The organism is Deltaproteobacteria bacterium GWC2_65_14 (assembly GCA_001797615.1).
Lineage (GTDB): Bacteria > Desulfobacterota > Deferrimicrobia > Deferrimicrobiales > Deferrimicrobiaceae > GWC2-65-14.
In genome coordinates this window covers 34586-47223 of record MGPV01000054.1, presented here as the reverse complement: position 1 = coordinate 47223, position 12638 = coordinate 34586, and the positions used below count along the sequence as shown (strand labels likewise).

The 12638-nt window shown below is 64.8% G+C and carries 11 protein-coding genes and 1 pseudogene (1 of these 12 cut by a window edge); 5 read left to right on the top strand and 7 right to left on the bottom strand.

From position 1 onward, the window contains the following. The first annotated feature begins 465 nt into the window (after nucleotides 1-465). Entirely contained in the window at nucleotides 466-849 is a 384-nt protein-coding gene (locus A2X88_02415; protein ID OGP33413.1) for a hypothetical protein, read from the top strand. Nucleotides 850-886: 37 nt separating this feature from the next. Here A2X88_02415 and A2X88_02410 read toward each other — a convergent pair whose 3' ends face one another. Beyond that, the gene (locus tag A2X88_02410) at nucleotides 887-1672 is read right to left on the bottom strand and encodes a hypothetical protein (GenBank protein ID OGP33412.1); all 786 of its coding nucleotides are present in this window, start codon (nucleotides 1670-1672) and stop codon (nucleotides 887-889) included. A 177-nt stretch (nucleotides 1673-1849) separates the two neighbouring features. Here A2X88_02410 and A2X88_02405 point away from each other — a divergent pair, with 177 nt between their 5' ends. After that, nucleotides 1850-2254, top strand: coding sequence for a hypothetical protein (locus tag A2X88_02405; protein ID OGP33411.1), 405 nt, complete (start codon nucleotides 1850-1852; stop codon nucleotides 2252-2254). A gap of 16 nt (nucleotides 2255-2270) precedes the next feature. Here A2X88_02405 and A2X88_02400 read toward each other — a convergent pair whose 3' ends face one another. Next, on the bottom strand, nucleotides 2271-4046 hold the full coding sequence (locus A2X88_02400) for a chloride channel protein (GenBank protein ID OGP33410.1): 1776 nt from the start codon (nucleotides 4044-4046) through the stop codon (nucleotides 2271-2273). A gap of 191 nt (nucleotides 4047-4237) precedes the next feature. Here A2X88_02400 and A2X88_02395 point away from each other — a divergent pair, with 191 nt between their 5' ends. Then, nucleotides 4238-5260, top strand: coding sequence for a fructose-bisphosphate aldolase (locus A2X88_02395; GenBank protein ID OGP33409.1), 1023 nt, complete (start codon nucleotides 4238-4240; stop codon nucleotides 5258-5260). Between the two features lie 15 nt (nucleotides 5261-5275). After that, nucleotides 5276-5794 carry a lipid hydroperoxide peroxidase gene (locus A2X88_02390; GenBank protein ID OGP33408.1) on the top strand — a complete coding sequence of 173 codons (519 nt, stop codon included), beginning with the start codon at nucleotides 5276-5278 and terminating at the stop codon, nucleotides 5792-5794. Here A2X88_02390 and A2X88_02385 read toward each other — a convergent pair. Next, nucleotides 5752-5967: a hypothetical protein gene (locus tag A2X88_02385; protein ID OGP33407.1), complete on the bottom strand. Its 216-nt coding sequence runs from the start codon at nucleotides 5965-5967 to the stop codon at nucleotides 5752-5754. The genes A2X88_02390 and A2X88_02385 overlap by 43 nt on opposite strands. A 294-nt stretch (nucleotides 5968-6261) precedes the next feature. Further along, nucleotides 6262-7110, bottom strand: a complete 849-nt coding sequence (locus A2X88_02380) for a hypothetical protein (GenBank protein ID OGP33406.1) — start codon at nucleotides 7108-7110, stop codon at nucleotides 6262-6264. A 201-nt stretch (nucleotides 7111-7311) separates the two neighbouring features. Here A2X88_02380 and A2X88_02375 point away from each other — a divergent pair, with 201 nt between their 5' ends. Then, nucleotides 7312-8265 (top strand): hypothetical protein, encoded by a 954-nt coding sequence (locus tag A2X88_02375; protein ID OGP33405.1) that lies wholly within the window; start codon nucleotides 7312-7314, stop codon nucleotides 8263-8265. On the opposite strand, the gene A2X88_02370 is transcribed toward A2X88_02375, so the two are convergent. From A2X88_02370 to A2X88_02360, 3 genes and pseudogenes are all read right to left on the bottom strand, one after another. Further along, on the bottom strand, nucleotides 8237-10843 hold the full coding sequence (locus A2X88_02370; protein ID OGP33416.1) for a hypothetical protein: 2607 nt from the start codon (nucleotides 10841-10843) through the stop codon (nucleotides 8237-8239). The genes A2X88_02375 and A2X88_02370 overlap by 29 nt on opposite strands. Before the next feature lie 123 nt (nucleotides 10844-10966). Next, nucleotides 10967-12217 (bottom strand): muropeptide transporter AmpG, encoded by a 1251-nt coding sequence (gene ampG / locus A2X88_02365; protein ID OGP33404.1) that lies wholly within the window; start codon nucleotides 12215-12217, stop codon nucleotides 10967-10969. Between the two features lie 17 nt (nucleotides 12218-12234). Next, nucleotides 12235-12638, bottom strand: a pseudogene (locus tag A2X88_02360) (hypothetical protein) (it continues 607 nt past the right edge of the window).

The following is a 12638-nucleotide window of genomic DNA, read 5'->3' as shown; positions in this document are numbered from 1 at the left end:
CTGCTCGATGGGAAGCGAGGAGAGATTGGCCAGGGTGCGCTTCTTGACCTTCCCTCCTTCGCGATACGATTCGCGCAGCAGGTAGGCCGGCTTGGAGTTCCGATTGGGGACGACGTCGATGTGCATGGTTACTTATCGCACACCAAAGCATATATGTCAAGTGAATATTTGTTATATACATGGCTACATTCTGCAGGAGAATATAACGCAGGAAAAAGAATAACTGCCGGGTATCATGGGAATTTCAGGAGGCGAGGCCTACGAATCTGCCGGGGAACTTCGGCTTAGGTTTCCAGCAGGCGGGGAGGACCGTGGTCCTGGTGACCCACAACCTCGGGAACGCGGAACGGGCCACGCGGCGGATCCACCTCAAGGACGGGCGGATCTTTACGGACCAATGGTCCTCCTCCCCGGTGCGGGGAATGTTATTGCAAGGCGATTCGATCGTTCAATAGGGAGGAACGGATGAACAGAAAACGGCTCGGCGCAATCGGGATCCCCCTTCTCTCAGCGGCGATCGCCTTCGCGGCGATCGCCTGCGGCGGCCCCTCGGGGCTGGGAGTCAACCAGATCCGGGACAACCCATCCCTCCTGCAGGGGACGGTGACGGTCCAGGGGGTCGTGGGGGGATTCTCGCAGCAGGATCCCCGCATCTTCGGCGTGATGGATCTCTCCGAGCTCAACTGCCAGAACCCCAACTGCGGCAGGTTCTACCTGCCCGTCCGCGCGGAAGGGTCTTCCCCCAGGATCGGGGACGAGGTCCGGATCACCGGCCGGCTGACCGACGAACCGGGGGGGAAGGTCTTCGCCGCGACCAAAGTCCACGTGGTGCGCAACCATCGGTTGTGATGGAGGCAGGCGGAAACAGGGGGCGGCCGGCCGCCCCCTATTTCCCCAGCATCTTTTTCAGCGCGTCTCCCACGCCCTTGGCCGCATCCTTTCCCGGAACGGCCAGTTTCCCCTGGGCCGCTTCCTCCAGCGTCTTTTTCAGCTCGTCCGCCTCTTTTCCAAGGTACTGCCCGATCCCCGCGCCGGACGCCGCGACCGCCACCTGGTGCAGGAGCGGTTCCAGGACCTGCCTGGCGATCTCGCCGGGGGACCCGCCCCCCTTGCCCCCGAGGTTTTTCAGCTCGATCCGGGGAAGCCTGGCGGAGAGCGGCTTGCCGGAGAGCGCCGCCACCCGGATCTCGATCTCCCCCTTCTCGATGACCATGCGGCGGATCACCACCTTTCTCCCCTCCTTTTCCGCGGCCGGCCCCTGTGCCGGGTCTCCCTGCAGTCTCTTCCTGAGCATCTCGATGTTCGACCGGCCCTCCCTGTCGATCTCGTAGGCGATGCGGGGGGAGAGGATCTTCACCTGGTCGATGACCACGGGGGTTCCGGTGACGGCCCCGGGGTCCATCGCGACGGAGATGTCCTCCAGGCGGAAGGCGTCCGGTTCCGAGAAGCCCGGGGGATTTCCGACGCTCAGATTGCGGATGGAGCCCGTTCCCCCTTTCAGGGCGATCTTGACGGAAGAGACCCCGACCTTCGTCCCGGTGGCTTCCGAGCCGTACTTTCTGATGGCCGCCGCCACGATCCGGTCGAGGCCGGAGAGCAGGATGAAGAGGGCAGCGGCGACGAGGAACAGGAGGATCCCCAGACCGATCAGCGTCTTGTTGGACGTCTTCATGGCGGCCTCCTCTTCTCGCGGGATGGATTCCTCATGATTACCTGTTTGAGGGGGAGGATCAACCGGAGGATTTCCACCTGGGCACGCCGTTCCGGAAAGGGCTGCCCCGGGTTCCTGAACTTGTGGCACACTGGCGGGGCGGACGACCCTCCTGGAAATCCTGCGACGGATCCTGCTATGGCGGGGGTAAAGGTATCCGTGGCGTTTGCCGATAAAGAGGCCATGGGACGGAAGCTGACCATCACGATCACGGTGGACCCGGAGGCGAAGGAGATCTCCGTCCGCGACGATTCCGGGACCGAGCGGTCGGTCCAGGCCGTCGTGGTCCTCGGGGGAGACGCGGAGCGGGGCGTCTTCTATCTCTTCGGGTATGGCGCATCGGCGGACGCCGCCTGGGCCTATCGGCAGGGGCTCCTGCACGCGATGGAGGCCGACGATCCCTACTACAAGAACTTCTACAAGCAGTGCGCCTGCCAGATCGCGCAGGCCCTCGACCCGCGCGCATTCCGGCAGGAGACCGACCCGTGGACGGTGCTGGACCGCTGGGAAGGGGAGGACCCGGGTCGGGGTCCCTGGAACTGACCGGCGTTTCCCTCCGTCACCCGCCGCCCTTCTTGTAATAGTAGTTGATGATGTCCCGCTTGGTGATCATCGTGACGATCTCGTGGGGGGTTTCCTTGTGCACCACGGGGAGCTCGTCGACGTTGATCGCCGCCATCTTGTCGAGCGCCTGCTGCAGCGTCTCGTTCCAGTAGGCCCGCTCCACGTTCGGGGTCGCGACGTCCCGGGCCACGACGAGGTGGCCGATCGACTCCTCGAACATGTACTCCCGGACGTCGTTGATCGACAGGATCCCGGTCATGTGCCCCTCCCGGTTCACCACCGGGTAGTAGATCTCCTGGGAATTCCCCATCGTCCGGATCAGCTGGCCGAAGGGCATTTCCTCCGGGATCCGGAAGACCTCCCGCATCCGGACCGCCTCCCGGACGAGGAACGTCTCCAGGAGCCCCCGGGAGAACTCCGTTACGTGCGCGGGCGAGGCGAGCCGGCTGATCAGCTGCTTCTCGTAGAGGCTGACCCCGCGGAGCAGCATATAGGAGATGGACGACACCACCATGAGGGGAACCAGCAGGGTGTAGCTGGAGCTCATCTCGCAGGCCATGATGATCGATGCGATGGGCACCTTCGCGACGCCGGCGAAGAAACCGCCCATCCCGACCAGGACGAAGGAGTTGGGGTGGAGAACCCAGCCGGGCGCCACCTGATGGCCCAGGAACCCGAAGGCCCCGCCCAGCATCGCCCCGATGAATACGGAGGGGCCGAAGACCCCTCCGCTCCCCCCCGAACTGATGGTGCAGGAGGTGGCGACGATCTTCAGCAGCGCCAGGAGGAGCATCGTACCCCAGAAGATCTTTCCCTCCAGCGCCATCTGGACCCACCCGTACCCCCCGTTCAGCACCGCGGGGGAGGCGAACGAGAGGATGCCCATCATCAGCCCTCCCAGCGCCGGCTTCAGCATCCGGTTCATCCGGAGGGGACGGAAGAAGCGGTCCCGCAGGCCGTAGAATACCTTGATGTAGAGGTAGCCGACCAGGGCGCAGAGGACCCCGAACAGGGCGTACGGCACCAGCTCGGAGGTCAGCATGAACTCGACCGTGCCGGGGAAGAAGAGGGCCCGGCGGCCGTGGACCTCGGAGTAGACGGAGTGGGCGATGATCGAGGAGATGATGCAGGGGAGGATCGCCTCGTACTCGAACTCGGTCTCGCGGTAGAGCACCTCCGGGGCGAAGAGGGCCGCCCCCAGGGGAGCCTGGAAGATGGCGCCGATCCCGCCCGCCGCGCCGGCGAGCACCAGGATCCGCTGTTCTCTCGCCTTGAGCCGGAACGTCGTCGAGAGGAAGGATCCGAACCCGGAGCCGATCTGGGCGATGGGCCCCTCCTTCCCCGCGGATCCTCCGCTGCCGATGGTCAGCACCGAGGCGATGATCTTCACGATCGGGACCCGTCTCCGGATGAACCCCCCCCTCTGGTGGAAGGCGTCGATCATCGCGTCGGTCCCGTGTCCCTCCGCTTCCGGCGCGAACCGGTAGACCAGGATTCCGGAGGCGAGCCCCCCCAGGGCGGGGATGAGGAGAAACCAGTAGGAGTGCCGGCCGGTGATTTCCCGGGCGAGCGAGGCCGGCGACCCCCGGCCCGGTTCCGCGTATCCGGTGATCATCTGCAGCAGGTGCAGGGAGTACCCGAGCAGCTGGTCGAACAGGATCGCCCCGATTCCGGCCACCACCCCCACCGCGACGCTGAGCAGCGTCAGGCGGAACTGGCGAGGCCATTTGGCGGTGGCCTGGTGGACCCAGTCTATGGCCGAGCGACCCAACGTCCTCTCCGGCGAGCCGGTTTCAAAAGACGTTCAAAAACATACACTACCCCGCCGGCGGGATCGTGTAAACCCCGGGTCCGCTGTTTCCGGAGCCGGTTCCCTGATACACTGTTTCTCCTGAAACCCGGTTCCTTTGCGCGGAATCCAACGGAAGCACCCCCGTCCCGGAAAAAGGAAGGAGGTCGCCCATGAATGCAGCCGAACTGGCATCGGTCGCCCGTTCCCTCGTCGCCGCGGGGAAGGGGATCCTGGCCGCCGACGAGAGCACACCCACCATCGAGAAACGGTTCAAGTCCATCTTCCTGGCGTCCACCGAGGAAAACCGGCGCGCCTACCGGGAGCTTCTCTTCACCACGGAGGGGATCTCCGAATTCATCAGCGGCGTGATCCTCTTCGACGAGACGATCCGGCAGAAGACGCGGGAGGGGGTCCCCTTCCCGGAGCATCTGGAGTCGCGGGGGGTGATCCCGGGGATCAAGGTGGACGAGGGAGCGAAGGCGCTGGCCGGGTTTCCCGGGGAGAAGGTGACGGAGGGGCTGGACGGACTCCGGGCCCGGCTCGAGGAATATGCGGAGCTCGGTGCCCGCTTCGCCAAGTGGCGGGCGGTCCTGGCGATCGGGGAGGGGATTCCCACTCCCGGCTGCCTGTCGGCGAACGCCCACGCGCTGGCGCGCTACGCCGCCCTCTCCCAGGAGGCCGGCCTGGTGCCGATCGTCGAGCCGGAGGTCCTCATGGACGGGACGCACACCCTGGCCCGCTGCGAGGAGGTGACCGGGCGCACGCTGGCGCTGCTCTACTCCGAGCTCAACGCCCAGCGGGTCGTTCTCGAGGGGACGCTGCTCAAGCCGAACATGGTGCTCCCGGGGAAGGAGTGCCCGCACCAGGCCCCCGCCTCGGAGATCGCCGAGGCGACCGTCCGGTGCCTGCGCCGCGCCGTCCCCGCGGCGGTCCCGGGGATCGTCTTCCTCTCCGGCGGGCAGAGCCCGGAGCAGGCGACCGAACGGCTGAACGCCATGAACGCCTTGGGGAAATTCCCCTGGGAGCTTTCCTTCTCCTACGGGCGCGCGCTGCAGGAGCCGGTGCTGACGGCCTGGAAGGGGGTCCCCGGGAACGTTGCCGCCGCGCAGGCCGCCTTCAACCACCGGTCCCGGTGCAACGGCGCCGCGCGGTACGGAAAATACACCAGGCAGATGGAGCACGAGACAGCCTGATCGAAGGAGGAACCGATGGAGGAACGCACAGGAGTCGTAACGGTCAAGGGAAAGCCGGTGACCCTGCTCGGGCCGGAGATCCGGGTCGGCGACAAGGCGCCCGACTTCCGGGTGGTCGACACCTCCATGGCCCCGGTCACGCTCGGGGATTTCCGGGGCAAGGTCAAGGTGATCAGCGTGGTTACATCGCTGGACACGGCGGTCTGCGACGTGGAGACCCGGCGGTTCAACCAGGAGGCGGCGAAGCTTCCCGGCGACGTCGTGGTGCTGACCATAAGCCTCGACCTTCCGTTCGCCCAGAAGCGCTGGTGCGCGGGGTCCGGCGTGGACAAGGTGAAGGTGCTCTCCGACTACCAGGAGCGGTCGTTCGCGGCCGCCTACGGGGTGATGATCCGGGAACTGAAGCTCCTCGCCCGATCGATCTTCGTGGTCGACGGAAAGGATGTCGTCCGGTACATTCAGCGTGTCCCGGAGAACGGCCAGGAGCCGGACTACGGGGCGGTTCTCGCCGCCGTGAAGGGAATCACCGGGTAGCGGACCGCCGCGGACTTTTTACCCTGGATCAACGAGGACGACGCCCGCCGGAAGAACATCACCCCGGAGGAGTACGCGAAGGCGCAGGCGGCCCTCTGGAAGAAGGGGCTTTCCGAATGGGGGCAGGACGGGGAGAGGATCCGCCGGATGAAGGAGGCGGCCGGGTTCGCCATCTACACCCCCGGCAGTTCGGCCGGGCTGCCCGTGTCGGTCCTGCGCTCCTTCGCCCCGCCCGAGGGGGCCGGGAAAGCCGGGACGCGGAGCTGGAGCGGCTCCGCAAGCAGTATGCGCGCCCCGTTTCCGCGCTGGAGGGGAAGATCCGGGCGACCGACCCGATGGCGGAGGAACTGGAGACGGTCACCGTCCGGCCGAAGAAGTCCGACATCACCGTGGCGCTGGTCGCGCTCGCCTGGGCGCCGGTGTGGCGGGACGACCGGGGAGGAATCGCCCGCGCCTGGTAGGGAAGGCTACCGGAGACGGTCCGGAACCACCCCCCGCCGCCACAGGAACAGCACCCCCGCGACCGCGAGGATCGAGCCGTACTGCCCGGGGGTGAGACCCAGGTAGCGGGCGTCGCCCAGGCGCAGGAAGTCGAAGGCGAAGCGGGCCGGCGCGTAGAGCAGTAGGAAGAGGGCCGGGTAGAACCCGGTGGGCCTTCGTCTGCGGTCCATCAGCAGGAAGATCGGAACGATGACGAGCAGGGTGTAGAGGAACTCGTACCAGCCGAGGTCGTGGTAGGCCATCCCGGAAAGGAGGACGCCGTCCGGCAGGTCGGCGAGCCTCCCCGCGGTCTGGTAATAATACCGGATATATTCCATCGCCTCCGGGGTTGCCAGGCTCACCCCCAGCGGAAACCGGGTGATCGTCCCGGGATGGTCGTGCGCGAGGGTGCATCCCAGCCGGCCGATCGCCCACCCGAAGGGGAAGGCGAAGGCGATCGCCTCCAGATAGCGCCATTTCGTCGCCGTGGAAAGTCCGGGCGCCTTCCACCGGAAGAAGAGCACGATCCCCGCCAGCGACCCGGCGATTCCCCCGAAGGAGCTGATGTTCTCCCAGAACTTCAGCAGCATGAGCGGGTTCTTCCACACTTCGCCCGGGAAATAGGCCAGCACGGCGAATAGATGCGCCCCCAGGAGCCCCGCGACCAGCGTGTAGAAGACCAGGTCCATCGCGAGGCCGGCCTCGAGCCCTTCCTTGCGGCATCTGCGGATCGCCAGGTGGCTTCCGGCGAGCATGGCCGCCGCCACGAGGATTCCAAAGGCGTATATGGTAATGGGACCCACGTGCAGCGTCGGCTGCGGGAAATAGGGGAACATGGCAAAAACACACTAACCTTTTCCCCCTATTTTTTCCAATCGGTTTCCACCCCTTTTCAGAATTTGCTGGACCCGGAATTTATTTTCTGATCTAATCCCGAAGTACGCTCAGGGAAAACGGGATCTTCCGCGGAATAAAACCGCTCTGCAAAACGGTGTTCCATGCAGCAAACAGGTCCTGACGTACCGATGGAGCCGAGAATGAGAGTCGAGTACTCCCCAACCCACCTTTTCCAACCGAACCACGGCCAGGTGACCACCCGCTTCGACCTCCATCAGAAAGTCCTGTGGTGCTACATGGATCCGAAGCCGAGGGCATGTTTTTCCTTTTCTCTCCTCGAGGATCTTCGGAAAGTCCAGACGTATATCGAACAGACGAACCGGAAGGGAATGAATAACGGTTCCGATTGCCCGATTCCCTACGCGGTGTTCACCTCGAAAGTGCCGAAAATATTCAGCTTCGGCGGGGATCTCGATCTGTTTATCCGCTGCATCCGGGAACAGGACCGCCAGGAGCTTTGGCGGTATGCCTCTCTCTGCATCGACGTGCTCTTCTCGAATTTCAACAGCTACGGGCTTCCCATGACCACCGTTATTCTTGCCAAGGGAGACGCGTTGGGAGGCGGGTTCGAAGCCGTTCTTTCGGGGAATGTCATCGTCGCCGAAAAGGATGCCCAGTTCGGCCTGCCGGAAGTCCTGTTCAACATGTTTCCGGGAATGGGCGCCTACAGCCTGCTTTCCAGGAAGATCGGCGCTCCTCTCGCAGAGAAGATCATCCTGAGCGGAAAGATATACAGCGCTGCGGAAATGAAGGAGATGGGAGTTGTCGACATCCTCGCGGAAAATGGCAAAGGGGAAACCGCCATCTCCGAATATGTCGCATGGCATTCCCGGAAGCGGAATGCCTACCAGGGGATCCTGAAGGCACGTCGGATCATCAACAGGATCGACCGGGAAGAACTGGACGAGATCGCGAAGGTCTGGGTGGACGCGGCGCTGAGTCTGGGGCCGAAGGATATGAAATTGATGGAGAGGCTGATCAAGGCGCAGGATCGGATTCGTGAAGAGGTTCAACCGTCCGGGACGCTGGTGCCGTCCGGGATTTCCGGGGACTCAACCGGGGAGATTATGAAGCAGCATACCCCCGCTTCCTGACATACCGAAGCAGGGCATCCTTCGCCTTCTTGAATTCCTGTGCGATCGTCCGCAGAAGAACCGCCCCGTTGTCCCGGAATGCCATCGGGTCCATTTGGGAGCCTCGGGAGCATTCCTCCATCAGCGCCATCGCTCCGATCTGCCCCGCGCTCCCCTTCAAGGCGTGGGAGAGGGAGCGGAAGGCTTCGTGGTTCCGTGTGGCCACGGCCCGGTGCATCTCCTGGAGCTTCTGTCCGCCGCTCTCCAGAAAGACCTGAACCAGTTTCTCGAAGAACCCGCTGTATCCCCCGAGCGCCTGCAGTTCCTGCACGACGTCCGTGTTGAGCACGGTTTCGGCACCGGTCGGTTTCTCCTCCCGGGGGTCGTCCTGGCGGCGGCCGGAATCCTTCGCGATCCGGACGCCCGACCGTTTCTCGTACGGGACGATCGCGTCGACCAGCTCCAGCAGCTTCCTCACTTCGACCGGCTTGGTGAGGTAGGCGTCGATGCCGGCCTCCTCGCAGGCCCTGCGGGATTCCGGCGTTGCGTCGGCGGTCAGGGCCACGATCGGGATCCGCGGCCTCTGCCCATGCGTGACCCGGTGGATCTTCGCGGCTTCGATCCCCCCCATCACCGGCATATGCAGGTCGAGGAACGCGAGGTCGAAGAGCTGCTTCTCGAGCGCGTCGAGCGCCTGCTCCCCGTTCTCCACGAGTCGGACCTCGTGACCGCCTCGTTCCAGGATCTTCGCGATCACCTTCTGGTTCGTGGGGTTGTCCTCGGCCACCAGGATGGAGAGGCCGCGGCGGTCCTCCTTCCTCCGCCGGTATCTTCGGGCCAGGTTCGCGATCCCGTTCTGCTTCGGCTGGTCCGGACGGACGAAATGGAGGGCGTTGAACAGGAGGGTCTTGTCGATCGGGGTGGACACCGCGGCCGCGTACCCGCGCCCGGTGACCGTTTCCAGGTCCGGGTCCGCCTCTCCCTCGCCGGCCAGGATCAGCTGCACCCTCCCGATGGAATGGTCCGCCTTGATTCCCCGCGCGAACTCGAAGGGATCCATGTCGAGGTTGCGCTGCACCACGAGCGTGATATCGTACGGCTCCTCCCGGTCGGCGGCCGACACCAGGAGCGCAAAGGCCTGGGCTGCACGGGCGGCGGTAACGGCGCGGATTCCCCAGGAGGCCAGGTACCCCTGGACCGCCTCCGTGGTCTCCCGGTCCGAGGAGACGACCAGGACGCGGCTCTCCGTCAGGGTGCATGACCCCTCCGGATGGGAAACCAGCCCCTGCTGCTTCTCGAGCGTCAGGGTGACCCAGAAGGTGGAACCCTTTCCGGGCTCGCTCTGCACCCCGACCTGTCCCCCCATCAGGTCGACCAGCTGCTTGACGATCGTGGTGCCGAGGCCGGTTCCCCCGAAACGGCGGCTGACCGTTCCGTCCGCCTGGGTGAACCGCTCGAAGATCCGGGCCTGGGCTTCCGGCGCGATCCCGATCCCGGTGTCGGACACCTCGAACCGGATCGAAACGCTTGCGGCGGTCTCGCCGGCCAGTTCCGCCCGCAGGATCACCTCCCCCTCCTCCGTGAACTTCACGGCGTTCCCCAGCAGGTTCAGGAAGATCTTCCGCAGCTGGAGCGGGTCTCCGCAGAGCAGGAACGGGATCTTCGAGGAAAAGCGGGTGGACAGGGCGATCCCCTTCGCCTGGGCCACCGGCATCACGATCGCGGTGGTGCTGCGGACCAGGGAATAGAGGTCGAAATCGACCGACTCGATCTGGTATTTCCCCGCCTCGATCTTCGAGATGTCCAGGACGTCGTCGATCAGGGAGAGCATCGTCCTGGCGGAGGCCTCGATCGTCTTCGCGTAATCCTCCTGGTCCGCCGACAGCGGGGTGTCCTGCATCAGGGCGGCCATCCCCAGGATCCCGTTCAGCGGCGTGCGCATCTCGTGGCTCATGTTCGCGAGAAACTGGGTCTTGGCCTTGTTCGCCTCCTCCGCCTTCTGGATCGCCTCCTTCAATTTCTTGAGCAGGACGGAGACATAGGCGGGAAGTGCAATGAGGCCGATCATCAACCCTGTAGAGAGGGCTGGATTGGCATCCCAGAACCCGTTCCGGATGATCACAAGACCGTATGTGATAACGCTGAGGAGGGCGGAGGCGAAGAGGTAGTTCCGTCCGTACCGGAATCCGTTTCCGAAAGTTACCCACAGCAGAATGATGAACAGTGGGGAAGCGTCGTCTCCGGTAAGGTAGGTAATGATCGCCACGCTTCCGATGTCACCTACCATTCCGACACAGCGACGGAACGGAGAAACCCCTTTTGCCCGGAAAATCACATGAAAAAACAACCCCAGGGAGAACACCAGGTAAAAATACGCATAGTAGAGAGATAAGCGTTCCAGCGGAATGATCTGTCCATCCTTGCGGATGTAGTACATGAGGTAGATGGACGCTACGGATACCAGGACGACCCGGATCAGCGCCTGCTCGTGCTCGGAATCGGGCCTCCGGCTCAGTCTTTCCCGGAAATCGCTGATTCTGCTCAGGAAACCCCCTTCTGGTGCCGGGGATACCTGGGCCGTTTCGCTGGCCTGATTCATCCTTCCTCCGCCATTTCCGGCCATGGGTTTCCCCTGCCGGTTCCCTTCTTATCGGAAATGGCGGTTGGAACTTTACGGAAAATTCAGCAATATTCGGGAGGGACGGCGGTGCCTGGTCCCACGTCAGCCCCGCTTTGCGGAAAGGGACGAGATCTCTCCCCGGAGCCGCCAGAGGACTCCCAGTCCCGGGAGGGCGGAGAGGGCGGTGAAGAGGAAGAAGACCCCCCATCCGACCGACTCGACCAGGAAGCCGGAGGTGGGGGCGACGAAGATCCGGCCGAGCGCCGCGAGGGAGGAGAGGAGCGCATACTGGGTCGCGGTGTAGCGGTTGTCGCACAGCGCCATCAACAGCGCCACGAACGCCGCCGTTCCCATCCCCCCGCAGAGATTCTCGAAGGCGACGGTGAAGACCAGCATCCCGTAGCTCTTCCCGACCCAGGAAAGGACCATGAAGGAGAGGTTGGAGACCGCCTGGAGCGCCCCGAAAATCAGGAGGGATCGGTAGAGACCCAGCCGGATCATCCAGGTCCCGCCGAACATGGCCCCGACGATGAGGGAAACCAGCCCGAGTCCCTTGTTCAGCGTCCCCACGTCGGTGGGGGAGAAGCCGACTCCGCGGATCAGGAAGGCGGTGGTCAGCGTTCCGGCGTAGGCGTCCCCCAGCTTGTAGAGGACGATGAGAAACAGCAGCGCGACCGCCCCCCGGCGGGAGAAGAACTCCGAGAGGGGGGAAAGGACCGCCTCCCGCAGCGTCTTCGGGGGGATCCCCTTCGCCTCCGGCTCGGGGCAGAAGAGGGTGGTGGCGATCCCGATCCCCATGAGCCCGGCCATCAGGAGGTAGGTGCTCCGCCACCCGATCCGCTCGGAGAGGATCAGCGCCAGCGCCCCCGAGACCAGCATCGCCACCCGGTAGCCGGTGACGAAGACCGCGGCGCCCAGGCCCCGCTCCGGCGGGTGGAGCACGTCGGTGCGGTAGGCGTCGATCACGATGTCCTGCGACGCGGAGAAGAAGGCCACCAGGAGGGCGAGGGCTCCCAGCGCGAGCGGCGCCTCCGCGGGGTTCCCGGCGGCCATGGCGACGATCCCCAGGACCAGCGCCGCCTGGGTGAGCAGCATCCAGCCCCTGCGCCTCCCGAAAAGGGGCGGAACGAACCGGTCCATCAGGGGGGACCAGAGGAACTTCACCGTGTAGGGGAGGCCGACCAGCGCGAAGATCCCGATGGTGCGCAGGTCCACGCCGGCCACCGTCATCCAGGCCTGCAGCGTTCCCCCGGTCAGCGCCAGGGGGAGCCCGGAGGAGAACCCCGCCAGCACCATGACGCCGATGCGGCGGCTGCGGAAGACCTTCAGGGTTTCGGAAAGGCGGGTTGCCATGGTCCCGGGGTGACCGCCTACGGGATCAACACCGCCCGCAGATTCACCTTCCCCTCGCGCAGCTTCGCGAGGACTTCGTTCACCTGCTCCAGGGGGTGGATTTCCACAACCGGCGCAATCTTGTGGTCCGCGGCGAACCGGAGCATCGCGTCCATGTCATCCCGCGTGCCGATCAGCGAGCCCATGATCCGGGTCTGCCCGGTGAGCAGTCCGGCCGGAATCACCTTGGCCGGCTCCGCGATCGCCGCCAGCACCACCAGCGTCCCGTTGGGCGCCAGCCCCGGGACGCACTCCTCGAAGAGGCCGGCCGAGATCCCGGTGAGCAGGATCAGGTCGGCTCCCCCGATGGCGCGAAGCCGCTTCCGGATCTTCTCCTTCTCCGAGTCGATCACGATGTGGGCTCCCAGCTCCCGGGCGAGGG

What these genes read in the sequence shown, in the direction of transcription:
- A2X88_02415 (OGP33413.1), top strand. Translation starts at nt 466, where the DNA reads ATGAACAGAAAACGGCTCGGCGCAATCGGGATCCCCCTTCTCTCAGCG.
- A2X88_02410 (OGP33412.1), bottom strand. Translation starts at nt 1,672, where the DNA reads ATGAAGACGTCCAACAAGACGCTGATCGGTCTGGGGATCCTCCTGTTC.
- A2X88_02405 (OGP33411.1), top strand. Translation starts at nt 1,850, where the DNA reads ATGGCGGGGGTAAAGGTATCCGTGGCGTTTGCCGATAAAGAGGCCATG.
- A2X88_02395 (OGP33409.1), top strand. Translation starts at nt 4,238, where the DNA reads ATGAATGCAGCCGAACTGGCATCGGTCGCCCGTTCCCTCGTCGCCGCG.
- A2X88_02390 (OGP33408.1), top strand. Translation starts at nt 5,276, where the DNA reads ATGGAGGAACGCACAGGAGTCGTAACGGTCAAGGGAAAGCCGGTGACC.
- A2X88_02385 (OGP33407.1), bottom strand. Translation starts at nt 5,967, where the DNA reads ATGGCGAACCCGGCCGCCTCCTTCATCCGGCGGATCCTCTCCCCGTCC.
- A2X88_02380 (OGP33406.1), bottom strand. Translation starts at nt 7,110, where the DNA reads ATGTTCCCCTATTTCCCGCAGCCGACGCTGCACGTGGGTCCCATTACC.
- A2X88_02375 (OGP33405.1), top strand. Translation starts at nt 7,312, where the DNA reads ATGAGAGTCGAGTACTCCCCAACCCACCTTTTCCAACCGAACCACGGC.
- A2X88_02370 (OGP33416.1), bottom strand. Translation starts at nt 10,843, where the DNA reads ATGAATCAGGCCAGCGAAACGGCCCAGGTATCCCCGGCACCAGAAGGG.
- ampG (OGP33404.1), bottom strand. Translation starts at nt 12,217, where the DNA reads ATGGCAACCCGCCTTTCCGAAACCCTGAAGGTCTTCCGCAGCCGCCGC.